This window comes from Janthinobacterium sp. 344, from assembly GCF_900112025.1.
GTDB lineage: Bacteria > Pseudomonadota > Gammaproteobacteria > Burkholderiales > Burkholderiaceae_D > Janthinobacterium.
Window position 1 is genome coordinate 569,731 of the sequence record NZ_FOKL01000002.1, and the last position, 26,364, is coordinate 596,094.

21 protein-coding genes are annotated in these 26,364 nt (G+C 61.5%); 3 read left to right on the top strand and 18 right to left on the bottom strand.

The window, feature by feature from the left end; all coding sequences use genetic code 11:
- Positions 1-149 precede the first annotated feature (149 nt).
- The 3 genes from BM193_RS08820 (at position 150) to BM193_RS08830 (ending at position 3,955) form a co-directional block, all read left to right on the top strand.
- Positions 150-2,261 carry a TonB-dependent receptor family protein gene (locus BM193_RS08820; RefSeq protein WP_092798215.1) on the top strand — a complete coding sequence of 704 codons (2,112 nt, stop codon included), beginning with the start codon at positions 150-152 and terminating at the stop codon, positions 2,259-2,261.
- 330 nt (positions 2,262-2,591) lie between these two features.
- Positions 2,592-3,251, top strand: coding sequence for a DUF642 domain-containing protein (locus BM193_RS08825; protein WP_092798550.1), 660 nt, complete (start codon positions 2,592-2,594; stop codon positions 3,249-3,251).
- A gap of 254 nt (positions 3,252-3,505) precedes the next feature.
- Positions 3,506-3,955 (top strand): hypothetical protein, encoded by a 450-nt coding sequence (locus BM193_RS08830; protein ID WP_092798214.1) that lies wholly within the window; start codon positions 3,506-3,508, stop codon positions 3,953-3,955.
- A 300-nt stretch (positions 3,956-4,255) separates the two neighbouring features.
- Here the strand turns inward: BM193_RS08830 and BM193_RS08835 are convergent, their stop codons facing one another.
- The 18 genes from BM193_RS08835 to BM193_RS08920 all read right to left on the bottom strand — a co-directional run bounded on the left by BM193_RS08835 (position 4,256) and on the right by BM193_RS08920 (position 26,363).
- Positions 4,256-4,639, bottom strand: a complete 384-nt coding sequence (locus BM193_RS08835) for a hypothetical protein (protein WP_092798213.1) — start codon at positions 4,637-4,639, stop codon at positions 4,256-4,258.
- Positions 4,640-4,814: 175 nt separating this feature from the next.
- Entirely contained in the window at positions 4,815-5,387 is a 573-nt protein-coding gene (locus BM193_RS08840; RefSeq protein WP_092798212.1) for a hypothetical protein, read from the bottom strand.
- 169 nt (positions 5,388-5,556) lie between these two features.
- Complete coding sequence (locus tag BM193_RS08845; protein WP_092798549.1) at positions 5,557-5,883, bottom strand: energy transducer TonB; 327 nt, start codon at positions 5,881-5,883, stop codon at positions 5,557-5,559.
- Between the two features lie 51 nt (positions 5,884-5,934).
- Positions 5,935-6,204, bottom strand: a complete 270-nt coding sequence (locus BM193_RS08850; protein ID WP_092798548.1) for an energy transducer TonB — start codon at positions 6,202-6,204, stop codon at positions 5,935-5,937.
- A gap of 77 nt (positions 6,205-6,281) precedes the next feature.
- Entirely contained in the window at positions 6,282-8,042 is a 1,761-nt protein-coding gene (locus BM193_RS08855) for a methyl-accepting chemotaxis protein (RefSeq protein ID WP_254785963.1), read from the bottom strand.
- Between the two features lie 518 nt (positions 8,043-8,560).
- Positions 8,561-9,025, bottom strand: a complete 465-nt coding sequence (locus BM193_RS08860; protein WP_092798210.1) for a hypothetical protein — start codon at positions 9,023-9,025, stop codon at positions 8,561-8,563.
- Positions 9,025-10,020 carry a tRNA dihydrouridine(20/20a) synthase DusA gene (gene dusA, locus BM193_RS08865; RefSeq protein WP_092798209.1) on the bottom strand — a complete coding sequence of 332 codons (996 nt, stop codon included), beginning with the start codon at positions 10,018-10,020 and terminating at the stop codon, positions 9,025-9,027. The genes BM193_RS08860 and dusA overlap by 1 nt, the downstream gene beginning before the upstream one ends.
- 117 nt (positions 10,021-10,137) lie before the next feature.
- Positions 10,138-11,970, bottom strand: coding sequence for a translational GTPase TypA (typA, locus tag BM193_RS08870; RefSeq protein WP_076569139.1), 1,833 nt, complete (start codon positions 11,968-11,970; stop codon positions 10,138-10,140).
- Between the two features lie 254 nt (positions 11,971-12,224).
- Positions 12,225-13,160, bottom strand: a complete 936-nt coding sequence (truB, locus tag BM193_RS08875) for a tRNA pseudouridine(55) synthase TruB (RefSeq protein ID WP_092798208.1) — start codon at positions 13,158-13,160, stop codon at positions 12,225-12,227.
- Between the two features lie 2 nt (positions 13,161-13,162).
- A complete protein-coding gene (gene rbfA, locus BM193_RS08880) occupies positions 13,163-13,585 on the bottom strand; it encodes a 30S ribosome-binding factor RbfA (RefSeq protein ID WP_092798207.1) in 423 nt (140 codons plus the stop codon).
- 117 nt (positions 13,586-13,702) lie between these two features.
- Positions 13,703-16,561: a translation initiation factor IF-2 gene (gene infB / locus BM193_RS08885; protein ID WP_092798206.1), complete on the bottom strand. Its 2,859-nt coding sequence runs from the start codon at positions 16,559-16,561 to the stop codon at positions 13,703-13,705.
- A 46-nt stretch (positions 16,562-16,607) separates the two neighbouring features.
- Positions 16,608-18,173 carry a transcription termination factor NusA gene (gene nusA, locus BM193_RS08890; protein ID WP_092798205.1) on the bottom strand — a complete coding sequence of 522 codons (1,566 nt, stop codon included), beginning with the start codon at positions 18,171-18,173 and terminating at the stop codon, positions 16,608-16,610.
- Positions 18,170-18,658, bottom strand: coding sequence for a ribosome maturation factor RimP (gene rimP / locus BM193_RS08895; protein ID WP_034760462.1), 489 nt, complete (start codon positions 18,656-18,658; stop codon positions 18,170-18,172). Before rimP ends, nusA begins: the two co-directional genes overlap by 4 nt.
- A gap of 344 nt (positions 18,659-19,002) precedes the next feature.
- Complete coding sequence (rluB, locus tag BM193_RS08900) at positions 19,003-21,081, bottom strand: 23S rRNA pseudouridine(2605) synthase RluB (protein WP_092798204.1); 2,079 nt, start codon at positions 21,079-21,081, stop codon at positions 19,003-19,005.
- The gene (gene scpB / locus BM193_RS08905; RefSeq protein WP_092798203.1) at positions 21,074-21,862 is read right to left on the bottom strand and encodes an SMC-Scp complex subunit ScpB; all 789 of its coding nucleotides are present in this window, start codon (positions 21,860-21,862) and stop codon (positions 21,074-21,076) included. Before scpB ends, rluB begins: the two co-directional genes overlap by 8 nt.
- A 410-nt stretch (positions 21,863-22,272) precedes the next feature.
- The gene (locus tag BM193_RS08910; RefSeq protein ID WP_092798202.1) at positions 22,273-23,292 is read right to left on the bottom strand and encodes a glucokinase; all 1,020 of its coding nucleotides are present in this window, start codon (positions 23,290-23,292) and stop codon (positions 22,273-22,275) included.
- Between the two features lie 389 nt (positions 23,293-23,681).
- Entirely contained in the window at positions 23,682-24,644 is a 963-nt protein-coding gene (locus BM193_RS08915) for a VTT domain-containing protein (RefSeq protein WP_092798201.1), read from the bottom strand.
- Positions 24,645-24,671: 27 nt separating this feature from the next.
- On the bottom strand, positions 24,672-26,363 hold the full coding sequence (locus BM193_RS08920; RefSeq protein ID WP_092798200.1) for an ABC transporter ATP-binding protein: 1,692 nt from the start codon (positions 26,361-26,363) through the stop codon (positions 24,672-24,674).
- Position 26,364: the final 1 nt, after the last annotated feature.

The window sequence follows — 26,364 nt, forward strand, 5'->3', positions numbered from 1 at the left end:
CTGGCAAAGCCGGTGCTACGCAGTTTGCGCAATTGACGGATAAAATGAGAATCATTATCATTCATGTCCCCTTGCGCCGGATGCCTACGCCACGATGTTGTCGCGCCGCCTGACCGCCCGCGCAACCACTGTCATTCGGAGATTCATGCATGGCCACCCTTTTTTCCCCCATCCCGTTTTCGCTGCGCCCGTGCGCGCTGGCCATCGCCCTGGCATGCCTGGGCACGCCATTCGCCGCGCAGGCGCAGGAAACCAGTACGGCCGATAATGCCGGCCCCATCCTGGAATCCATCCAGGTCAGCAGCAACTTGCTGGGCACCAGCATGGCTGCCAGCACGAAGAATTTCGCCGGCGCCCGCACCGTGGTGCAAAAGGAAGACATCGACAATTCGGGTGCCGCCAGCATCAGCGACGTGATGCGCCGCATTCCCGGCGTGCAGATCAGCGACAACTCAGGCAGCGCCGGCAGCGCCGTGTCCCTGAATATCGGCGTGCGCGGCCTGGCGGGACGCTATTCGCCACGCAGCACGGTCTTGCTCGATGGCATCCCGATGTCGGTGGCGCCGTATGGCCAGCCGCAACTGTCGTTCGCCCCCGTCAGCCTGGCCAACGTCGAGACGGTCGACGTGGTGCGCGGCGGCGGCGCCGTGCGCTTCGGACCGCAAAACGTGGGCGGCATCATCAACTTCAAGACGCGCCGCGTGCCCACCACGCCTGGCATCACGGGCGACGCCAGCGTGCGCTACAACGCCTACAGCGAAGTGGGCCACAACACGCAGGCCAGCGTCTTTGCCGGCACCCAGCTCGACAATGGCCTGGGCCTGGCCATCCTGTACTCGGGCATCCGCGGCAGCGACTGGCGCGTGGCCAGCGATGAAAAGGTCAACGACTTCGCCCTGAAATTCCGCTACGACCTGAGCCCTACTGCCGAGATCTACGGCAAGCTGTCCTACTACGACGTGACGTCGCGCACGCCTGGCGGCCTGACCGTGGCGCAATACCAGGCCGACCCGTTCCAGAACACGCGCCGCGGCGACTTCTGGAGCGGCGAGCGCAAGGCCTTCGACATGGGCTACCTGAACGCCCTGTCCGGCACGCAGGAATTCGAGGTGCGCGCCTACTACAACAAGAGTTCGCGCCAGAGCACGCTCGTCAACGCCACCAATACGGGCATGGGCCACCAGCCGCGCAACTATGAAACCATGGCTGTCGAACCGCGCTACACGCAACGCTTCATCACGGGCAAGGTCTCGCAGGACGTCACCGTCGGCTACCGTTACCTGGCCGAGCGGGCCGACGAGAGCGTCTATAACGTCGTCATCGCCACGGGCGTGCAGCAGGCGCCGACGCGCTTCGCCGACAACGCCACCGATGCGCAAGCCGTGTACATCGACAACAAGATCGCCATCGATGCCTGGCGCATCACGCCGGGCGTGCGCTATGAACACATCAAGACCGAGCGCATCAATCACCTGCCTGCCGATGAAACCATCGAACTGCTCAACAACAAGGCCTTGCCATCGCTGAACGTGGCCTACCTGCTGAACAACAATGTCACGCTGTTCAGCAACTACAACAGTTCGTTCGGCGCCGTGCAAAATACGCAGCTCAATTCGCAGTCGGGCAAGAACCCGCTGCAGCCGGAACTGGCAAAAACCGCCGAGCTGGGCGCCCGCTGGAAGAGCGGGGCATTGTCGGCCGAGGCGACCTTGTTCAACATCAAGTTCGACAACCAGATCCAGTCCGTCGGCAGCGGCAGCAATGTCACCTTCTACAACGTGGGCGCCACGCATCACCGGGGCCTGGAATCGGCCGTCGACTACCACTTCGACAAGTCCGGCCCGCTGGCGGGCTTGAATGCCTACGCCACCTACACCTATACCAAGGCCACATTGCAGGATGGCGTGAACGCGGGCAACGACGTGCCGTTCTACTCGCGCAACACGGATACCATCGGCGCGCACTACCAGTTGGGCGCCTGGGGTTTCGACCTGTCGACCAGCCACCAGAGCCGCCAGTTCGCCGATGACGCCAATACCGTGGCGGAAAGCGCCAAGGGCGACGTGGGCGTGATTCCCGGCTTCCGCACCTGGAATACGCAGGCGAAGTGGAAAGTACCGGGCCAGGCCGGCCTGGAACTGGTGGCGGGCATCAACAACCTGACGGACAAGCGCTACTTCACGCGCACCTCCGACGCCAACCTGGGCAAGATGGTGGGCGCACCGCGCATGGTCTACGTGCAGGGCCGCCTGGCGTTCTGATCGGTGCTCGCCGCAGTGCCTATCGAATCGATATGCCGCGGCGCAACCTCCCTGCCTGTAAAAAACCTGCATCGTTGTTGTTTCGATGCAGGTTTTTTGACGTCCCGATGTCACAAAAATACTTTGATGCAAGCAGCTTCAACGCCGAGCTCCCCTTGGCACGTTATCGCCATTGTTTCAGCACGGAAAACAATTACAAAAAAGATACAAATGATTTCACATTTACAAATATTTTTAGCGAGCGCCCGTTTTCTGTGTGAGTTTTGGTGATATTCTTTAAATGTCATTTAAGAAATTAAATTATCCTTTAATCAACCAAAAGAGAGCCCCATGAAAACGCCTGCCACCCTCCTGAAGATCGCCGCACTGGCCACCCTGGTCACCGCCGGCGGCGCCAACGCCGCGACCGAGTTGGTGGTCAATGGCAGTTTTGAAAGCAACGTCATCGGCTCGTCCTGGGCCCCGCTCAGCAGCGTAACGGGCTGGACCTCCTCGGCCAGCGGCAACTCGGCCTTTGAAATCCAGAAAGGTGCCACGCAAGGCGGCCAGGGTGGCTTCAATCCCGTCGCCGCCAACGGCACGCAGTACCTGGAACTCAATACCGACCAGCTGACATCGGTATCGCAAGCCATCGCCACCACAGCGGGCGGCACATATGCGCTGTCGTTTGCCTACTCGGGCCGTCCCGACACGGCCGGCGGCGCGAACAGCCTGATGAACGTGTATTGGGGTTCGACCCTGTTGACGCCAACGGCACTGGTCGGCAACACGGGCGGCGTGTGGCAAAGCTACAGCCAGAACCTGACCGCGCTCGGCTCCTCGACCGTGCTGCGCTTCGAATCGATCGGCCCGGCATCCTCCCCGACATATGGTTCCTACCTGGACAATGTCTCGGTCATGGCTGCCGTGCCTGAACCGGAAACCTACGCCATGATGCTGCTGGGCCTGGGCTTGCTGGCCTTCATGGCGGGCCGCAAGCCCGCCGCCTGATTCTTGCCGGAAGTCGTCGAAAGGCCGCCCCGCAGCACCGCCGGGCGGCCTTTTTATATGCCAGCAGGCGTGCAAAGCTCAATGAAATGTTGCCCAAAAGAATTAAATTAGGACTACAATAGCGTGTATCAAGCAATGCCACGCATCGCTCCGCCAGGGCCCCTACCCCGCCCTGATCATCAGCACGCATTTATTGAACAGGATGGCTGGCGGTGCCGAGCTTGCGCTCCTCACACCACCACCAAGCACGCACCATGTCTGAAGAAAAAACCATCACCGAAACGAGTTCCTACGGCAAGGAAACACCTGTAGGACGCCCCGACATCGATGGCCGCGCCGGCATTTTCGTCCCGACCGCGGAATTTGACATCGACAACACGACCACCATCCGCAAGGGTGCGGGCATTGTCGGCTTTGGCAACCTCGATGGCACCCTGACCGTGTATTTCGAAGCCAACCGCTTCGATGAAAGCAACCTGCACAAATGGGAGCACAAGGCGCGCAAGGCCTACGACCGCATGGTCATGGGCGCGCCGACCGTATCGAAGGCGAAGATCGATGCGCGCATGCTGGAACAGGTGGGCATCATCGACGGCATGGGAATCAATCTCAAGCACCCGGAACGCCTGACGCACTGGCTGACGATCTCGAACGTGCTCGACACGGCACCGGAAGCGCCGATCGTGCGCTGGAAGAACCGCTGATCGGCCGCAAAGCCAGGCGTGGTGCCAGTGACGAGGTGTTGTCCTACAAAGCGGCGGACAGTCATCCGATGCCTTCAAGCATCAACTCATCCTATGATGAAAGCATACCAACACACCACACACCACTCAGGAGTACGACATGTCCCGCCTCATCCCGATCAGCTTTGGCGCCTTGCAAATAGGTCTGGCAGCGGCGGCGATGTATATCCTGTGCTCGGCGGACGTGCTGCACCAGAGCGCGGTCTATTTTCACTAATATGATGTTCGGCAAGCAGCGCTTGCCCAATGGCTGCCTGCTTGTTAACGCCGGCCGTGATACCTGCCATGCCCGCCCCAGCCGCCGCGGTGTCCACCGTAGCGTCCGAAGCCAAACACGAAGTCCAGCCCGATCGATACGGGCGGGTTGTAGTAATACGGCTGTGGCGCGTAAACGGGCGTAGGCACATACACCGGTTGCTGTACGTACACCGGCTGCTGCTGCACATACACAGGTTCACTCGTATACTCCACGCGCGGCTCGCCAATCACGCGGCTCGATTGCACCGGCTCGGACGACACCGTATGCCAGTCGTACGGATTGTAGGCTGCCTGTGGCGCGCGCGTGCCGTAATAGGCGGGACCGGGGGGCGCCACGGCGCAGCCGCCCAAGGCCACCAGTGAAATGACTGCCAACAGGGTTTTCATCGCAATTCTCCTAATTTGTACTACTTCTAATTAAGTACTATAAGAAATTACGCCGTGCTTTGCTGTGCTTTTACCGATTGTTACACCCCTACGCACACTGCAACATGAAATGTGGCATAGCCGCCACAAGCGGCCTGGGCTACGCGTTTCCCCCGATAAATATTCACATACATGGTCAGATAAAGGGAATCTCGCACGTGTCGATGGCCTTGCCGCTGGCATCGTAACGCTGCGCGCACACCTGGTAGCGCACGCCGTAGTCCAGCTCGACTTGCTCGACCTTGCCGTACTTCAATTTCCAGCTGGGCTGCACCTGCTGGCGGCCGGACAGCGCCGCCACATCCTGCGGAATGGCCATGGCCGTTTGCGTCTCGCCCTGGCGCGCATCCTGGCGCCGCGCCACGTCGATGGACACGCTCAGCGCCACGTCGACGCCGCCGTCCACATACGCCAGCTTCGGCGCGCTGCGCTGCGCGCGCATCACCCCCCAGCTGCAAGCCTTGCCGCCCGCATCGCATTGTTTCAGCTGCGCCAACGGAAAATATTCAGCGGCAATCTTGCCGTCCTTGACAGGCCAGCTGGTGCGCACGCCATCGCGCTTGCCGCTCAGGGGATTGTCCCAGCTCAGGCTATTCACGATGGCCACCGTCTGGCCCTCCTGCAAGCCGGTGGGCGTGCCCACGGCAGCACAGGCGGACAGCAGCAGGCCGGCGGCGGCGAGCGTGGACAAGATCAGGGTGCGTTGCATAATAAACCTCTTCTGGCGGAAAACCGCGATGGCATGCCCCGAGAGTAACAGAGTCGGGAACGGCAGCGCCGTTGGCTGGCGCACATAACAAGACGGGCAGCGCCTGTGCAAGCGCTGCCCGTCTTGGGTAAAACCGCATCCGGGAGGCAGGCTCCCGGCGCGACGTCGATTAGTCCAGCTTCCAGGCGTAATCGACCTTGGTCCAGGTTTGCGCGGCGGCGCCATCCTTGGTGCCCGGCTTGAACTTGCACGCGGAAATGGCCTTGACGGCAGCCTTGTCCAGGTTCTTGAAGCCGCTGCTCTTCTCGACTTTCGAATCGGCAACACTGCCGTCCGCATTCACCAGGAAGGACATCGTCACCGTGCCCTGCTCTTCATTCATCAGCGACGCTTTCGGATAGTCAGCCTTGCAATTCTTGGAATCGAACGACGCCGGCACCTCGGCCGCGAATGCCGCGGAAGAGACAGATACCAGCAAGGCTGCTGCAACACTCATAAAACGCTTATTCTCAAACATGTGCTTCCCCATGATTATCAGATACGGTAATTACAATTTCCAGGAATAGCGGACCGTGGTCCAGCTTTCCACTGCGCTGCCATCCTTGCTCGCTGGCACAAAGGTGCAGCGGGCAACAGCTACGATCGCCGCCTTGTCCAGCTCGCGGAAACCGGTACTCTTTTCGATCTTGGCGTCCGCCACCTTGCCTTGCGCCGTCACCAGCACGGACAAGGTGATGTCACCGACTTCCTTGTTTTGGCGGGCGCGTTCCGGATAGCCCGCCTTGCATTGCTCGGCATCAAAAACCGGCGCTACCATGCCCTTTTTCACGGCACAGCCCGCGCTGCCCAGCAGTACGGCGGCCAGGACCACGCAACGCCATCGCTGCCGAACAATCAAAACTCTTCCCACTCGTCATTGCTGGTGCTGCTGGCCGCAGCCGCCTTGCGTGGCGCCGCAGGGGCGGCAGGCGCGGCGGCTTCGGCCTTGCGCGTCAGCGACTTGACGGGACGCAATGCCGCAGCCGGCTTGCGCACGGCCACCGGCACGGCGGCCACGGGCGCCGGCACGTAGGCCGCCGGCTTCTCTTCGCCTTCGACCAGCTTGAAGATGCTGACCACGTGGGCCAGTTCGGCCGCCTGGTCCTGCAGGCTTTGCGCCGCGGCGGCCGCTTGCTCCACCAGCGCCGCATTTTGCTGCGTCATGCCATCCATCTCGATGATCGACAGGTTGACCTGTTCGATGCCGGCGCTTTGCTCCTGGCTGGCGCTGGCGATCTCGCTCATGATGTCGGTCACGCGGCGCACGCTGTCGACCACTTCGCCCATCGTCACGCCGGCCTGGCCCACCAGGCGTGTGCCGCGTTCGGTCTTCTCGGCCGAATCATCGATGAGGATCTTGATTTCCTTGGCGGCGCCAGCGGAGCGCTGGGCCAGGTTGCGCACTTCCGACGCCACCACGGCAAAGCCGCGGCCTTGCTCGCCGGCACGCGCCGCTTCCACGGCCGCGTTCAGCGCCAGAATATTCGTCTGGAAGGCGATGCCGTCAATCACGCCGATGATGTCGACGATTTTCTTCGCCGACTCATTGATGGAGCTCATGGTGTCGACCACTTGCGACACCACGGAGCCGCCCTTCAGGGCCACGTCCGAGGCGGTGGCGGCCAGCTTGTTGGCTTCGCGCGCATTGTCCGCATTCTGTTTCACGGTCGAGGTCAGCTCTTCCATGGCCGAGGCGGTTTTTTCCAGCGCGCTCGCCTGCATTTCCGTGCGCGAGGACAGGTCGATATTGCCGTCGGCGATTTCACGCGAGGCCGTGCCGATGGTTTCCGTGCCAACGCGCACCTGGCCGACGATGCCCACCAGGCTGTTGCGCATTTCCTTCATTTCCGCCAGCAGGCTGGAAGTATCGGACGGCTGGGTGTGGATGCCGATCGACAGGTCGCCGTTGGCGATGCTGCCGGCGATCGATGCCGTGTAGTCCGGTTCGCCGCCCAGCTGCTTCAGCAAGCCACGCGTAATCACCAGCGCCGCCGCCACGCCCATCGCCACGGCCAGCACGCCGAGGATGATCATGAACAGGCGCGCGCTGTCGAAGGCCTTGCGGGCATCCGACTGCATCTGCTCGTTCAGCTTGTCTTCCAGCGTGGCCAGCTGCTCCAGCGCTTCCATCCATTTTTTCTGTACCGGGCGGATTTCCTTGATCATCACGCGCGTCGCGCCTTCCGCATCGTTGGCCATCCACAGGGCGGACGCCTTGGCGATGGCCGGCATGGCGGCGGCTTCATATTCCTTGATCGACGTCAGCAAGGCCTTTTCTTCCGGCGTCGATTCAACGGCAAATTTCTCTTCGAGCTTTTTCTGTGTTTCCTGGTAGGTCGCCGTTTGCGTCTTGATACGCGCCATTTCCGGCTCCATATCGCTCGCGTCCGTCATCAGGGTCAGGATGCGCAGCGAGGTGATGCGGTCGCTGACGTTGCCACGCATGTCGATCACCAGGCGGGTGACGACGTTGTTAACATTGATCACGTGATCGAGACGCTCCTGGATTTGCGCCATGCGCGCGATGCCGAGGACGGTCACGGCCACCAGCAGAACCAGTACCAGGGCGAATCCCAGGCCCAGGCGGGTACCAACCTTCATTTTTGCTAAATTCATTTCGGCTCTTCGTAAATGAAACTATTGATAAGAATTTTGCCCGGCACGACAAGACGAAGGCTGCGGGACGCCGGTTTCCACCGTTGCCGACTGGTCAGCTGGTGGTATCCGGCCGCACGCAGCCTGGGGTGCTTCCTGGTCTACCGCAGCGCTGAAAAAACCAGTGACTGCGAATGCAAATTTGTTCCACACACTGCCGTTTTTACACTGTTGATGGTGAGATCAACATCAAACATTCATATGAGAAATATTTGTCTATAATCAATTATAGGTGTAAATTTTGCCTCAAAGCAAGCAATAAGTACCTGAATAAATGCCAGATTAACTTTCTTCGGGGAAATGGCAACAACGCCGTTTCTTGCCCCCTAGAAACGCCCCACGACAGTGCGGGCGTGCGCCGAAACAGCGCATTTACAACACATGGCATAGCCATATGACATCGTTTTGGGAAAGGTACGCAGAGGAAGGGGAAGTACGGCAATACCAGTGCGCCGTGGCAGCGGTATAGACAAGCTGGATCAGCGGTCCCAGCTGCAATGCATCACATAGGCGTGGCACTCTGTGCCGAAGACAAAGACGCTCCAGATGGCGCCCAATTGCCCGGCCAGGCTGCGCTGGCCAGACAATACCAGTTGATACCAGCGGGGCTCGCCGCGCAGCAGGTCGGCCAGTTCGCGCTCGAAACCGTCGAACAAACGGGCGTCGAGCGGCGGGCGATCCGCTTCGTTCATCGGACCCAGGCGCTCGAGCAGCCACTGGCGCGGCGTGCACAAGACGCCGCTGCACACGACCGTCTCGATCGGCTGCAGGCGCAAGCCGTCGGGCGCCAGCCTCAGCGCGCGGCACAGGGCATCGAGCGCTGCCTGCGGCGCGACGGGACCCAGATACTCGCAAAGAAACAGGCTGCCGTCGTCCTTCAGGGCGCCGACGGCTTGCAGATAGCCATGCAGCTGCAGTGCATGGGCGTGGCCGCTGTCGCTCATCAGGCCGGCAGCGACAGGCGCGCCGCCGCCTCCAGCAGCAGGCGCGGGTCGCCCGAGGCCAGCTTCTTCGAGTCCGACAAGGTCTGGCGGAAGCCGCGCGCGCCGGGCAGGTTTTGCATCAGGCCCAGCATGTGGCGCGTCACGCTGTTCAGCTTTAATCGCCCCGCTTCCTTCTCCAACTGCGCGCTGATGTACGGGATCATCGCCTCGAGCACCTGTTCGCGCGTTTTCACGGGCGCATCGTCACCGTAATAGCGCTGGTCGAACTGCGCCATCACATACGGGTTGTGGTAGGCCTCGCGGCCCAGCATCACACCGTCCAGGTGCTGCAAATGCAGGTCGATCTCGTCCAAAGTCTTGATGCCGCCATTGATGATGAACTCGAACTGCGGGAAGTCGCGCTTCAGACGATACGCATAGTCATACTTGAGCGGCGGCACCTCGCGGTTTTCCTTCGGGCTCAGGCCTTTCAGGATGGCATTGCGCGCATGCACGATAAACGTCTTGCAGCCGGCATCGGCCACGGTGCCGACGAAGTCGCGCACGAAGTCATACGACTCGCTGTCATCGATGCCGATGCGGTGCTTGACCGTGACGTCGATGTCGACCACGTCGCGCATGGCTTTCACGCAGTCGGCCACCAGTTGCGGTTCGGCCATCAGGCAGGCGCCAAACGCGCCCTTTTGCACGCGCTCGGACGGGCAGCCGCAATTGAGGTTGACCTCGTCATAGCCCCACTGCTGGCCCAGCTTGGCGCTGGTGGCCAGGTCGGCCGGATCGCTGCCGCCCAGCTGCAGGGCCACCGGATGCTCTTCCTCGTTGAAGCGCAGGTGGCGCTCCACGTCGCCGTACACCAGCGCGCCCGTCGTCACCATCTCGGTATAGAGCCAGGTATGGCGCGTGATTTCGCGGTGGAACTTGCGGCAATGGCGGTCGGTCCAGTCCATCATCGGGGCGACGGACAGGCGGCGGGAAGGCAGAGAAGAGGAAGTCATGGTGTCTACAAAAAACAGGGCTGCAAATGACAAACCCGCTGCGCGCCCCACCAGTGATGGTGACGCGGCGCAGCGGGCCGGAAGCGGCATGGCCCGCAGGCCATGCGCTACAACATATTACGAATCACGCGACGCTTTTTTACGCTCGTGCTCTTTCAGGAAACGCTTGCGCAGACGGATCGATTTTGGCGTGATTTCCACCAGTTCGTCGTCCTCGATGAACTCGACCGCGTATTCCAGGGACATCTGGATAGGTGGTACCAGGCGCACCGCTTCGTCGGTACCCGACGAACGCACGTTGGTCAGCTGCTTGCCCTTGATCGGGTTGACGACCAGGTCGTTGTCGCGCGAGTGGATACCGATGACCATGCCTTCGTAGACCGGGTCATTGTGCGACACGAACATGCGGCCGCGGTCTTGCAGTTTCCAGATCGCGTAGGCAACGGCGGCGCCGTCGTCTTGCGAGATCAGCACGCCGTTGCGACGGCCAGCCATTTCGCCACGGGTGTTGTCGACTGGTGCGTATTCATGGAACACGTGGCTCATCAGGCCGGTACCGCGGGTCAGGGTCATGAATTCGCCCTGGAAGCCGATCAGGCCACGCGCCGGGATCAGGTACTCGAGACGCACGCGGCCCTTGCCATCCGATTCCATGTTTTGCAGGTCGCCGCGACGACGGCCCAGTTCTTCCATGACGCCGCCCTGGTTGGCTTCTTCCACGTCAACCGACAGGTTTTCAAACGGCTCGTGGCGCACGCCATCGACCATCTTGAAGACCACGCGTGGACGCGATACGGCCAGCTCGAAGCCTTCGCGACGCATGTTTTCGATCAGAATCGTCAGGTGCAGCTCGCCGCGGCCCGATACTTCAAAGATCGTGTCGTCGTCGGTGGGGGCCACGCGCAGCGCAACGTTGGCTTTCAATTCTTTTTCCAGACGGTCACGCAGTTGGCGCGAGGTCACGAACTTGCCTTCGCGGCCAGCCAGCGGCGAGTTGTTGACCATGAAGTTCATGGTCAGGGTCGGCTCGTCGACGGTCAGCATCGGCAGCGCTTCAGGGGTGTCCACCGCGCACAGGGTCGAACCGATGCCGATTTCGTCGATACCGTTGATCAGGCAGATGTCGCCGGCGACGGCCTCGTCCACCAGCACGCGCTCCAGGCCCTTGAAGTTCAGCACCTGGTTGATGCGGCCTTTGATTGGCGTGGCGCCTGGACCGTTGATGACCAGCACGTCTTGACCAACTTTAACGGTACCGCGGTTGACGCGGCCAATGCCGATCTTGCCCACGTACGACGAGTAGTCGAGCGAGGTGATCTGCATTTGCAGCGGGCCTTCCGGATTGTCGTCACGCACTGGAACGTGTTCCAGGATGGCGTCGAACATCGGCTTCATGTCGCCGCCGCGCACGTCTTCGGTCAGGCCGGCATAGCCGTTCAGGCCCGAAGCGTAAACGATAGGGAAATCCAGTTGCTCGTCGGTGGCGCCCAGCTTGTCGAACAGTTCGAACGTCTGGTTGATGGCCCAGTCCGGGCGTGCGCCTGGACGGTCGATCTTGTTGACGATGACGATAGGCTTCAGACCCAGTGCCAGCGCCTTGCGCGTGACGAAACGGGTTTGTGGCATCGGGCCTTCCTGTGCATCGATCAGCAGCAACACCGAGTCGACCATCGACAGAACACGTTCCACTTCGCCGCCGAAGTCGGCGTGGCCTGGGGTGTCGACGATGTTGATGTGGGTGCCTTCGTACTCAACAGCGCAGTTCTTCGACAGAATCGTAATGCCGCGCTCCTTTTCCAGGTCGTTCGAGTCCATGACTCGGGTGTCGACCGCTTGGTTTTCACGGAAGGTGCCGGACTGGCGCAGCAGCTGATCCACCAGCGTGGTTTTGCCGTGGTCAACGTGGGCGATAATGGCGATATTACGAATTGCGCGTTTTGTATTTGACATGGTCGTAGTAGTTACTGAAAAACTGCGGTGTGCGTACAAGATGTACGAGATACCCGAATGCTAATCTATTTCCGGAACCGCGTAGTATAGCATGTTGCGTTGCAACGCTATCTAAAAATGCTGGCGGCTCCCGCAGTCGGGGACGGATTGTTTAAAAAAGCGACACTGTTTGACGAGTGCATGCCGGGGTCAGACCCTCAATCCCGCCAACTCAGAGGCTTGCGCCAACGGTCGAGGGGGTCTGACCCCAGATTTTATTGATGTGCGGTCGCGATCAGGCGCTCTGGCGCCAGGATGCTGTACTCCTGCAACTGGCCCGTACCCAGCAGCTTGCTGTCGTGGTACACGCGCACCCTGCCCGGCTCGTTTGGTACGGCGACGTCTTCCTTGCCCAGCGCGATGCGCTGGCCATGCAGGAAACGCTTGGCCAATTCTTCCGTCAGTTGCACGGCGGGGAAGCTCGACAGCAAGGCATCGACGGGCGCCAGCAGGCTCAACGGCGTGGCATGCGCCGTCAGCTCGTCCAATGTGACGACGCCGTCCAAAGTCAGGTTGCCCACCTGCGTGCGGCGCAAGGCGTTCAGGTGCGCGCCACAGCCCAGGGCATGGCCGATGTCTTCGCCCAGCACGCGGATATATGTGCCCTTGCTGCACATCACGGACAATTTCAGGAACGGGGCCGCGTAGCTCAAGAATTCCAGCTTGTGGATCGTCACCGGGCGCGCTTCGCGCTCCAGGGTGATGCCTGCCCTTGCATACTCATATAAGGGCTTGCCGTCTCTTTTCAAGGCCGAGTACATGGGCGGCGTCTGCAGGATCGGCCCGCGGAACCGCGCCAGCACGGCCTCGATCTGCTCCGGCGTGACGTTGACGTCGCGCGTTTCCAGCACTTCGCCTTCCGTGTCGCCCGTATCCGTCGTCTGTCCCAGGTGCACCAGGGTTTCGTAGGTTTTATCGGCTTCCAGCAAGTCCTGCGAGAACTTGGTGGCCTCGCCAAAGCACAGCGGCAGCAAGCCCGTGGCGAACGGATCCAGGGTGCCCGTATGGCCCGCTTTTTTGGCGTTCAGCACCCGCTTGGCCTTGATCAGGGCGTCGTTGCTGGACCAGCCCACGGGCTTGTCCAGCAGCAGAACGCCGTCCACGAGGTCGCGCACCCGCTTGATGCCGGGCGGTTTCTTCGGACCGGCCACTGTTATTGCTCGTCCGCTTTGTCTTCCGGCTCGCCGTCCGGCTCGGCGTCAGCCGCGCGCGTGGCGTTGGCCTTGTCGATCAGCAGCGACATTTCCATGCCGCGCGAGGTCGAGCTGTCGTGCACGAAATGCAGCATCGGCAGGGTGTGGATGTGCAGGCGCTTGCCCAGCAAGCCACGGATGAAGCCCGATGCGGCCATCAGGCCTTCGGTGGTGTTCTTGATGGCTTCCTTGCTGTCTTTCAACATCGTGAAAAACACCTTGGCGTGCGCATAGTCGGGCGTGATCTGCACTTCGGTGATGGTGATCATCGTGCCCACGCGCGGGTCTTTCAATTCGTAGGCGACGATTTCGGCCAGATCGCGCTGGATCTGGTCAGCCACGCGCAAGCCGCGCGCCGGCATGGTTTTGCTATGTTTAGCCATGATAGTAAGTGCTGTCCTAAGTGCCGCAGGGCGCATGGGTCAAACGGTTGCCCGTTGACCAATGCGCCCCACGTGTTTGCGCGGACAACTCTGTCCGCGCCAATGTTCTTGCTGAGATTACAGGGTACGAGCGATTTCCTGGACTTCGAACACTTCCAGCGTGTCGCCAACCTGAATGTCGTTGTAGTTCTTCAGCGACAGGCCGCACTCCAGACCGGCGCGAACTTCTTTCGCATCGTCCTTGAAGCGTTTCAGGGAGTCGATCTCGCCGCTCCACACCACGATGTTGTTGCGCAACAGGCGGACGGAAGAAGCACGCTTGACCACGCCATCGGTGACCAGGCAACCGGCAATCGCGCCCACTTTCGAGACCAGGATAACCTGGCGGATCTCGACCTGGCCGATGACGGTTTCGCGTTTCTCTGGTGCCAACATGCCCGACAACGCCGATTTGATCTCGTCGATCGCATCGTAAATGATGTTGTAGTAGCGAATGTCCACGCCATTCGACTCGGCCAGCTTGCGTGCCTGGGCATCAGCACGGGCGTTAAAGCCGATGATGACCGCTTTCGAGGCGACCGCCAGGTTGACGTCCGATTCCGTGATGCCGCCGACAGCCGCGTGTACCACTTGTACGCGCACTTCGGAGGTCGACAGTTTCTGCAGCGAACCGACCAGCGCTTCCTGCGAACCTTGCACGTCGGTCTTGATGATCAATGGCAAGTTTTTCACTTCGCCTTCGGCCATCTGGTCGAACATGTTTTCCAGTTTCGCGGCTTGCTGTTTCGCCAGTTTCACGTCACGGAACTTACCTTGACGGAACAGGCCGATTTCACGCGCCTTGCGCTCGTCAGCCATGACGACGACTTCTTCACCGGCGACCGGCACTTCCGTCAGACCCTGGATTTCGACCGGAATCGAAGGACCCGCTTCAGCGATGGCTTTGCCGTTCTCGTCCAGCATGGCGCGAACGCGGCCATACGAAGAGCCCGCCAAAATCACGTCGCCGCGGCGCAAGGTACCGGACTGCACCAGGATCGTCGCGACAGGACCACGGCCCTTGTCCAGACGCGCCTCGACCACCAGGCCGCGCGCAGGTGCTTCCACCGGCGCCGTCAGTTCCAGCACTTCGGCTTGCAACAGCACTTGTTCCAGCAGGTCGTCGATACCCTGACCCGTTTTGGCCGAGACCGGCACGAATGGCGATTCGCCACCGTATTCTTCCGGCACGACTTGCTCGGCGACCAGTTCCTGCGTCACGCGGTCAACGTTGCCGCCTGGTTTGTCGACCTTGTTGATCGCCACCACCAGCGGTACGCCAGCTGCTTTCGCATGGGCAATCGCTTCTTTCGTTTGCGGCATCACGCCATCGTCGGCGGCAACCACCAGAATGACGATGTCGGTTGCCTTGGCGCCACGGGCACGCATCGCGGTAAACGCTTCGTGACCCGGGGTGTCGAGGAAGGTGATCATGCCGCGTGGCGTATCGACGTGGTAAGCGCCGATATGCTGCGTAATGCCGCCCGCTTCGCCCGATGCCACCTTGGCGCGACGGATGTAGTCCAGCAGCGAGGTCTTGCCGTGGTCGACGTGACCCATGACGGTGACCACCGGTGCGCGTGGCTTGGTTTCGAAGTGCGCGTGTTCGCCCACGTCGGCCAGCAGCGCTTCCGGATCGTCCAGTTCGGCGGCGAACGCCTTGTGGCCCATTTCTTCCACCAGAATCATGGCGGTTTCCTGGTCCAGCACCTGGTTGATCGTGCACATCTGGCCCAGTTTCATCAAATGCTTGATGACTTCGGAGGCCTTGACGGACATCTTGTGCGCCAGTTCGGCCACGGTGATCGTTTCCGGTACGTGCACGTCTTTGACGACGGCTTCCGTCGGCGCCTGGAAGTTCGATTCACGGTCGTCATGGTGCGTCGGGCGACGGCCCTTCGCGCCACCGCGCCAGCTGTCACGGCCGCCTGGGCCGCTATTGCCGCGTGGCTTGGGACCACCGGTGGTGCCGCGTTTTTTCGCGTCATCGGACCAGGTGGACGACACATTGGCCGACTTGATGGATTTCTTGTCTGCAACAGCAGGCTTCTTGTCGCCCGGCTTGTCGCCCGGTTTCTTGTCAGCAGGCTTGTGCAGCGTGCCTTCCGGCGCCTTCGGCTTCACTGGAACCGGTACGGGTTCCGGTGCCTTGATGGCGCGGCGTGGCGCGTTCATCATGGCCTTGATCTGGGCGACTTCGTCGGCAACGGCCTTGCGTGCGCGCTCGGTGGCTTCCGCTTTATCGGCGGCTTCCTTGGCGGCAACAGCAGCGGCGGCGGCCTTCTTCTTCGCTTCTTCAGCGGCAGCAGCTTTTTTCGCTTCGGCGGCGGCGTCGTCAACGACAGGCGCGGCGGTGCTGGCGGCAGGCGCGGCGGCGGCCTTGGCGGCGGCTTTCTTCGCTTCCGCTTCAGCTTCTTTCTTCGCGGCCAGTTCAGCCTGTTGCGTGGCTTTCGCCTGGGCTTCTTTTTCCGCGTCGAGCTTGGCCAGACGTTCCTGCTTTTCGCGCAGATCGGCTTCCTGGCGGGCGATCAGTTCTGCCTGTTTACGGGCATCTTCTTCACGGCGCGCCACTTCGGCGGGATCGATCACGGGCGCGGCAGGCGCGGCCGGTTCAGCGGCGACCGGCGCCGCTTCGTCACGCTGGACGAAGGTGCGTTTCTTGCGCACTTCCACCTGGATGGTGCGCGACTTGCCGGTGGCGTCAGCTTGCTTGATTTCAGTCGTTTCCTTGCGGGTCACGGTGATTTTTTTCTTTTCTGTGTCAGCCGCTGCGCCGTGTGTGCGGCGCAGATGATCCAAAAGCTTGTCCTTATCATCTTTCGACAATGGATCTGACGTCGAACTTTTCTCGACGCCGGCAGAACGCAGCTGCGTCAGCAGCAAATCTGCAGGCATCTTCAGTTCGGTGGCAAATTGGGCTACGTTGTTACTCGCCATTCAGTCCTCTTTTCTATGTGTCGCGGAGATGATAAAGATACTCAAATTAAGCCTTTGCGGATTCGGCCAGACTCCATGCCTTGGCTTGCAACGCCTTGGCACGATCGTCATATTTCGAGTCAACCAACTTCATCTCATCGTCGGTCACATCTTTAAATTCACTTGTAATCAGTTCACGCGCACGGTCCGCAGACAAGGCCAGGATTGCGCCAAATTCGTCGTATGCCAGTGCTGCAAATGCTTCTACGGTCTTGATACCAGCCAGACCCAGCTTGCCGGCGGTGATGCGATCCATGCCTTCCAGATTCACCAACGCCTCGTCCATGCCTTCCAGACCCTCTTCCGAAGCGATCGCTTCGGTCACGAGCGCATCACGCGCACGGGTACGGAGTTCATTGACGGTATCTTCATCGAACGATTCGATTTCCAGCATTTCGGAAATTGGCACGTAAGCGATTTCTTCCAGACTGGCGAAACCTTCTTCCACCAGAATATCGGCCACTTCCTGGTCGACATCGAGCTTTTCCATGAACAGGATGCGCACGGCAGCCGTTTCCTGGGCAGCTTTGTCAGCCGATTCTTCGGCCGTCATGATGTTGATCTTCCAGCCAGTCAGTTCCGACGCCAGGCGCACGTTCTGGCCGGAGCGGCCGATCGCGATTGCCAGGTTTTCTTCATCGACCACGACATCCATGGCGTGCTTCTCTTCGTCGACCATGATCGACGAGACGTTCGCCGGCGCCAGGGCGCCGATGACGAACTGCGCCGGATCTTCCGACCACAGCACGATGTCGACACGTTCGCCACCGAGTTCACCGGTCACGGCCTGCACGCGCGAACCGCGCATGCCGACGCAAGTACCGATCGGGTCGATGCGCTTGTCAGCCGTGTAGACGGCGATCTTGGCGCGCACGCCGGCATCGCGGGCCGCGGATTTAATTTCCAGCATGCCTTGCTCGATTTCCGGCACTTCCAGTTCGAACAGCTTCATGATGAATTCCGGCGCGGTGCGCGACAGAATCACTTGCGGGCCACGCATATTGCGGTCGATGCGCAGGATATAAGCACGCACGCGGTCGCCGATACGCAGATTTTCTTTCGGGATCATCTGGTCGCGTGGCAGGCGTGCTTCGATCTTGCCCGATTCGACGATGGCGTCGCCGCGTTCCATGCGCTTGATGGTGCCGGTCACGAGCGAGTCGCCGCGTTCCAGGAAGTCCACCAGGATCTGTTCGCGCTCGGCGTCACGCACGCGCTGCAGGACAACCTGTTTGGTATCCTGGGCGAAACGGCGGCCGAATTCGACCGATTCGATCGGTTCTTCGATGTGATCATCGACTTCGATATCGGGAATCTGTTCTTTTGCCTCGAAATGCAGGATCTCCTGATCCGGCAATTGCAGGCCAGCTTCATCGGGCACCACGTGCCAGCGGCGGAACGATTCAAATTCGCCCGTTTCGCGGTCGATCGAAACGCGGATGTCTACTTCACCCTCATACCGTTTCTTCGTGGCTTGCGCCAACGCGAATTCGAGGGCGCCGAAGACGACATCTTTATCGACGTTTTTTTCGCGCGCCAGCGCGTCAACCAATAATAAAACTTCGCGGCTCATGCTTTGCGTCCCTTAAAAACCACCTGCGGCACCAAGCGTGCCTTATCCACGTCGGCGAGCGTAAACTCCAACATCGCCGGACCATCCTTACCTTCAAATTCCAACGACAATTTATCGCCCACGGGTTCTTGCAGAATCCCCTGGAACGATTTCCGGTTGTTCGTACCCGGCATCGCCACCGTCAGCTTGACGATGATTTCCTGGCCTGCGAAACGGACAAAGTCTTCCAGCTTGCGCACCGGACGATCGAGACCCGGGGAAGAAATCTCGAGACGTTCGTAAGGAACGTTCTCTACCGTCAACACATGCGATAACTGGTGACTCACCGTGGCACAGTCTTCGACCGTGATCGGACCTTTTTCAGCGGCATCGGCGGCGCTGAAATCAATAAAGACGCGCAGCAGCCCGCGCTCGGCACGTTCGACATCAACGAGCTCATAGCCCAGACCAGTGACTGTCTTTTCAATTAATCCCAACTGCTGCAAGAAATTCTCCAGAAATAAGGCCCGTTTTCAGCAGCGCGGCACTGAAACAGCACCGGCGGCATGCGAAAAACACGCATTCAAGTCATATATGGCCCCTTGCGGAGCCATTACAAACGGTTCAACAAAAAAAAAATGGGCATCTGCCCATCTTCTTGTATTTCCCCAACCAGATGAAAGCACTCCCCACCAAACAACCCTGCGGAGAACTTTTATTAGGCTGCAGATTATAACCTCTTATTAACTTCGCCGCAATGCCGCACACAAGGAGCGGCCCGGCTTACAACAGTTACAAGAGCGCGCACCCGCGGCAGATCAGCGGGGGCGCGAGAAGAATATCGCCTGAATTAACCTTTGCTGCGGCGGCGCGGCATGCCATCCATGCCGCCGCGATCCATGCCGCCACGCGGCTGGCCACCGGCGCGCGACTGGCCGCCGGCACCGCCCGCATTGCGGCGCGGACCCGTGTTGGCGAAACCAAATGCCGTTTGCAGCGGATCGGGCTGGCGCGGACCGCGCTGCGGCGCGCGGCCTTCGCCACCGGGACGTCCCTGGCCTTGACCCTGGCCGGCGGCGCGTGGCGCACGGCCCTGCGGCGCGCCCTCGAACGACGCCGACGAACGCGGCTGGCCGCCCTGGAACGGACCTTGTGGCTGGCCACGACCCGGGCCACGCGCTTCACCAGGACGGCCGGCGCCGCCTGGACGACCCTGGCCTTGCGGACGGGCAAACTGGCCTTGCGGCTGGCCACGGCGCGGCGCGACGGGGAATGGATCGGCATTGCGGTTGCTCACATCGATGCGATTGCCATTCGGCTCGTCATCGCGGCTCGCCTTGCGCGCTTCGCGGCCCTTGGCGGCGCCAGCGGCACGCGGATCGCCGGACGGCGGCATTTTCTTTTCGATGCCGTAGGCGGTCAGCAGGTCGCGCACGGTGTTTTCATCCATCTCTTCCCAGCGGCCGCGTTTCAGACCGCTCGGCAGGGTCATGGCGCCGTAGCGGGTACGGATCAGGCGCGAGACGGTCAGGCCGATGGCTTCGAACATGCGGCGCACTTCGCGGTTACGGCCTTCGCCGATCACCACGCGGTACCACTTGTTGATGCCTTCGCCGCCGCCATCGGCGATCTTCGAGAACTGCGCCATGCCGTCTTCCAGCTCGACGCCGGCCAGCAGCTTCTGGCGCATGCCCTCTTCCAGCTCGCCCAGGGTACGCACGGCGTACTCGCGGTCGATGCCGTAGCGCGGGTGCATCAGGCGGTTGGCCAGATCACCGGAGGTGGTAAACAGCAGCAAGCCTTCCGTGTTGAAGTCGAGGCGGCCAACGGCCAGCCACTTGCCCGCCTTCATGGTCGGCAGGCGGTCGAACACGGATGGACGGCCATCCGGGTCGTTATGGCTGACGATCTCGCCGGCCGGTTTGTGGTAGACCAGCACGCGCGGCGGCTTCTTGCTGACGCGGCGCTGGATCAACTTGCCATTGATGCGCACGTGGTCGGTCGGCAGGATGCGCTGGCCGATATGGGCCGGCTCGCCATTCACGGACACGCGGCCCGAAATGATCAGGTCTTCCATGTCGCGGCGCGAACCGAGACCGGCTTCGGCCAGCACCTTGTGCAGCTTCGGCGCATCGTCGTCGGATGTCAGGTCGCGGCGCACGGCGGCTTTTTGCACGCGGCCCGTGCCGCCCTCTTCACTGTCGAAGGCGTCCGAGGTAACGAACGAGAACACGGCATCGGCATCGCTGACCTTGCCCGGCGCAGCCTGGCGGCCCTTGCCCTTCTTGCGGCTCTTGCCCGCATTCTTGCCGGCGCCCGGCACGTCGTTGCGCGGACCGCGCGGTGCGCGCGGTGCGGAAACGAGGTTGCCGTCGGCGTCGAAGACGTCGGCGGCCGGCGCGGCGGCTTGCTCGGCGGCTGGCGCAGCGGCTTCGGCGGCCTGTGGCGCTTCGGCGCGCGGCGGCTGGCGCAGCGCACGTTCGGCCTGCACGCCGCGCATCTGGCGCGGACCACGGGTCGGGCGTGCTTCGGCCGGCTTGTCAGCGACGGATTCCGGCGCGGCTTCCGCCTCGGCGGCTGCGGCCTTGGCGGCGGCGCGGGCGCGCGGTGGACGCGGCGCCGGGGCGGCGACCGCCTCGGCGGCGGCTTCGGCCGCTTCGGCCACGGCCTTCAGGGCCGGCTTGGCGCGGGTTTTCTTGACGGCCGGGGCAGCTTCCACAGCGGCAGCGGCGTCGGCAGCGACAGGCGCATCGGCGGCCACGTCGGCTTTCGTGCGGCGCTTCGGCTTGGCGACGACGGCATCGCCGGCGGCAGGGGTTGCAGCGGCTGCGGCATCGGCTTCGATCTGGGCCTTGGTGCGGCGCTTGGGCTTGGCAACGATGACTTCGTCGCTGGCGGTAACTGTCTCGGGTGTATTCGGATTATTCATTCTTCGTTTCTTGGCTGTGCTGACCTGGCGCAGCGTCAACCGTTAGTTCTGGCGCAGGGTCGTGAGTGTAGGCTTCGTCCGTGGGCGAAGCATCGGGGCCGGCATCAAGGCTTGCTGTCACATCTGTCACAGCCGTATTGCTACCTGCACCAAGCTGGGGGGCAAGCTCATTGCTTGCCTTGTCAAAATTTTCCTGCAGGGCCGCTTCCAGGGCTTCCAGCCCATTGCCCTGCATTTCGCTGATTTGCTGCAAAGGCGGCAGCTGGGACAGCGAATGCAAACCCAGGTCATCCAAAAACTGCTTGGTGGTGGCCAGCAAGGCCGGCCGTCCCACCACGTCGCGGTAGCCGATGGCGTCGACCCAGCCGCGGTCTTCCAGCATCTTGATCGTCTGCGAATTGACGGCGACGCCGCGAATCTCCTCGATGTCACCCCGCGTCACCGGCTGGCGGTAGGCGATGATGGCCAGGGTTTCCAGGGTCGCCCGAGAATACTTGGGCGGCCGCTCGGGCGTCAGGCGATCGAGATACATCTTCATTTCCGGGCGGCTTTGAAAGCGCCAGCCTGAGGCCAGACTGACGATCTCGATGCCGCGCCCTTCCCACTCCTCGCGCAACTCTTCCAGCAATTGCTTGATCGTGTCGGCACCGACGCCGACACCACGCACGCGACCACTCTCGTCCGCATCGACGAACAGCTTTTTCAGGCTGTGGATCGTCAGCGATTCACGAGCGCACAGCAACGCGGTTTCGAGGACTTTTTTAGCCTCAATTGTATTCATAGCAATTCTGTGCGGATGTGTGTTGCAATTCGTATGCAGCGAAAGAAATCAAAACGTTCATTTCAACGTAACGGATGGCAGACATCGATGACGACGCCATGCTGGGGTTACAAGTTGAGGCTGTTTTTCCGACGCCTTGGCCGATGCGCGCAAAGCGGGACTTGCGGATGCAGTGAAAGTCCTGCGATCCATGGTGCTGGCCTTAAATAACCAGCAATGAAACGATATCCGGAGCAGCTGCTTCACTCGTGGCGGCGGACCAGCCAGGCAAGTGAGCGACAGTCGTCGTTTCATCCAACGATGCCAATTGTACCTGATAAAAAGCGGAAAAGCGCAAAACCGGGCAAAACACGCGTTTTACCCGGTCTTGGCGTTACAAATCGGCAATACCCACCGACGCTGCCCCGGCCTTACAGGGAGGAGAGTTTCTCCGAAAGAATGGCCGATGCGCCCAGGAAAGCAGGATATTGCGCCGTGATGACAAAGGTCGGCACTTGCGACACATAATTGGCGAAGCGGCCCTTGCGTTCGAAGCGGGCGCGGAAACCCGAGCGGCCGAAGCGCTGGCCCAGGCGTGGCACGATGCCGCCGCCGATATAGATGCCGCCCAGCGCGCCCAGGGTGACGGCGACGTTGCCCGCCACCGTGCCCAGCATGCAGCAGAACGCTTCGATGACGTCGTCGCACAACGGCGATTCGCCGGCCAGCGCGCGGCGCGTGATTTCCGCCGCCGGCAAGTCCTCGGCCGGCACGCCGGCACGGTCGGCCAGGGCGCGGTAAATCAGTTCCAGGCCATCGCCGGAAATCAGGCGCTCGGCCGAGACGTGTTCAAATTCGCGCCAGGCAAACTGCAGGATGCCCACTTCCGTCTCATTCGACGGCGCAAAGCTCACATGGCCGCCTTCGCTTTGCAGGGCGATCCAGCCGCCATGCGAAGGAATCAGGCCCGACACGCCCAGGCCCGTGCCGGCGCCGATCAAGCCGATGGCCGTGCCGGGACGGGCCGTGCCAGCGCCGACCTGATGCTTCTGCTCGCTCGACAGCAGCGGCAAGGCGCGCGCCAGGGCCGTGAAATCGTTGACCACGTCCAGGGTCGTGAAACCGCACTCTTCGCGCATGGCGCGGATCGAGAACGACCAGTGGTGGTTGGTCATGCTGAGGAAATCGCCGTCGACGGGATTGGCGATGGCGATCACGGCATGGCGCACGGCTTGCCCGCCGGCGGCGGCCACGTGCGGCAGGGCCAGGTAGGCCTTCAGCGCGGCGGACAGGCTCGGGTAGTCGGCGCAGGGCAATACTTCCACCAGGACGATGTGGCCAGCGGCCACTTCCAGGGCGAATCGGGCATTGGTGCCGCCCACGTCGGCCAGCAGGCGCGGTCCATCGGCAAAGGCGGAAGTCGGCAGTACGGGTGAAGACGAAGCGCTCATGATTTTAAATGATGAAGTGGGACGCATGGGACGCCAAGCTTAAAGGATGAATGCGCCCCGAGGCAAGCAAAGTTTGTAGTTTAAGTACATCAAAACAAGGCTTTATTGGTAGTTCCACTCCAAATGCAACAAGCACGCTCGAAATTACTTATAAGCAATGCTTTATAGTGAGTGCTTGCACTCTTGCGGCGCGCCAAAACCATGCTGCATAGCAGCAGGAATCACCTTGCAAGAAGAGTATGCCGGAGTTTGCGCAAAGGCGCTTCGTACGGAACGGCGCCACCGCGGCACGCCCCGCGAGGCGCCTCGGCGATGGGGTTTTCGTATTATTACTACCGGTTTTTACTGCCGCCTTTTCCTGCCAAGCGGGCCAGCCGACGCGGCGCGGTTCAGGACGGCAAGCCTTCGCCCAGCAGGCTGGCGGGCGCCGGCTGGTCGGAACGGTAGGCGGCGTTCCACGCGTCGAGGCCGCCATGCAGGGGCTTGGCCCGGTGAAAGCCGTGCTGATGCAGCAGCTTGGCCACTTGCGCGGCCGTCACGTCGTTGGGGCAGCTGCAATACACGATGATGTGGCGGTCCTTGTCCATGGCGATCATGGCCGGCACGGGTTCCTTGCCGTTGAAGAACAAGGCGCCCGGCACGGCCGGCTCCAGGGCCTGGGCGGTGGCGCTGCGCGCGTCGACCATCAGCGGCTCCTCGCCCTGCTCTATCAGTTCGAGCAACTCATCGATGCCGATGCGCTCGACCTGCAAGGCCTGGCGGAAGCGCCGGCGTTCGAGGAATTTATACAGCAGGAACAGGCCCAGCAAGGTGGCCAGCATCAGCAAGGCCGTGCTGCCCATGGTGCTGAGCAAATCGAGCACCTGCTGCACGCTGGCGTGAAAGATCACGCCGACGGCGATGCCGGTGCCGCTCCACAGCAAGGCGCCCAGGCCCGCGTACAGGAAGAATTGCCCTGGCGGCGTGCCCAGCGCGCCGGACATGGGCGCCGCCACGGTATTAAAACCCGGCACGAACTTGGACACGATCAGGGCCTTCGGGCCCCAGCGCTTGAATTTGTCTTCCGTCTGGCTGACGCAGTAGTCAGGCGACAGCGAGATGCGGCACAGCAGGCGCAGGATGCGCTTGCCGAAATGGCGGCCCGCGCGGAACCACGTGAAGTCGCTGATCAGGCAGGCGCCCAGCGCGGCGGCCAGCACCAGCGCCCCATTCATGTCGCCATCGACGGCCAGCGCCCCCGCCACCACGAGGATGGGAAAGGCGGGAATCGGCAAGCCGAGCTGCTCCACCAGCACGATGCCAAAGACAATCAGGACACCGTAATGTTCGAGCAGGTAAATGAGGTTGGGCATGGCCGCTATCTTACCGTAAAAAGCCCCTTACAACTGCACGCCCTTCGGTATGGCACTCAACAGGGTGCGCGTGTACGGATGCACGGGATTGCGGTACAGCTCATCCGAATCGGCTAGCTCCACCACCTGCCCCTTGTGCATCACCATCACCTGGTCGGCGATGTATTTCACCACCGACAAGTCGTGCGAGATGAAGATGTAGGACAGGCCGAATTCATCCTGCAAGTCCTGCAGCAGGTTGAGCACCTGCGCCTGCACGGACACGTCCAGCGCCGACACGGATTCGTCGCACACCAGGATTTCCGGCTGCATGGTCAGGCAGCGGGCGATGGCGATGCGCTGACGCTGGCCGCCCGAGAACTCGTGCGGATAGCGGTGGAAAGCCTGCTCCGGCAAGCCCACCTTGTCCAGCAGCCAATACGCCTTGGCGATGCGTTCCTTGTCATCGGCGCCGATATCATGGATGCGCATCGGTTCGAGCAAAATCTGTCCCACCGTGAAGCGGGGGTTCAGGGAAGCGTACGGATTCTGGAAGATGATCTGGATGCGGCGTTTATAGGGCAGGTATTCCTTGTTCGGCATGGCAATCAGATCCTTGCCATGGAACATGGCCGTGCCGCTCGTGGCCTGGTGCAGGCGCAGCAGGGTCAAGCCCACCGTCGTCTTGCCGGAACCGGATTCGCCCACCACGCCCAGGGTTTTTCCACGCGGCAGGGTAAACGACACGTCCTTGACGGCCTGGAATTCGCGCTTGCCGAACAGGCCCTCGCGCGTATAAAAGCTTTTACTGAGCTTATTGACCACCAGCACCGGCTCGTCGCCCGGCGTGTAGCCGCGCGTGCGCTGTTTCACTTCCACGCCGGGGCCGGCCTTGCCCTCCATGTAGTCGGCGATGACGGGCAGGCGCCACGGGCGCTCGTCCAGGGATGGGCGGCAATGCAGCAAGGCTTTCGTATAACTGTCTTGCGGCGCCTCGAACACCTGGCGCACCTCGCCCGTTTCGCGCACTTCGCCGTGGCGCATGACGATCACCTGGTCGGCGATCTCGCCCACCAGGCCCAGGTCGTGGGTAATGAAGAGCACGGACATCTGGTGTTTCTTTTGCAGCGCCGCGATCAGGTCCATGATCTGCTTCTGGATCGTCACGTCCAGCGCCGTCGTCGGTTCATCCGCGATCAAGAGTTTCGGCTCGCAGGCAATCGCCATGGCGATCATCACGCGCTGCTGCTGGCCGCCCGACATCTGGCTCGGGTAGGCGTCGATCTTGGTGGCGGGGTCGGGGATGCCGACTTCTTCCAGCAGCGCCAAGGTGCGGGCGCGCGCCTGCTTGCGGTTCATGCCCATGTGCTGGCGCAGCACCTCGGCGATCTGGAAGCCGACGGTAAACACGGGGTTCAGCGACGACATCGGCTCCTGGAAGATCATCGAGATATCCTTGCCGCACATATTGCGGCGCTCGGCGATCGACAATTGGAGCAGGTCGCGCCCGCCGAAATGGATGCTGGAGGCGGGGGCGATGATGGTGCTGTCCGGCGGCAGCAGGCCCATCACGGCCAGGGAGCTGACGGACTTGCCGCTGCCCGATTCGCCCACCAGGGCGACGGTACTGTTGCGCGGCACGTTGAACGAGATGCCCTTGACGGCTTCGAACGTGGTCTTCTTGTCCAGGCGGAAAGTGACGCGCAGGTCGCGCACTTCCAACAGGTTATTCTGGTCCATG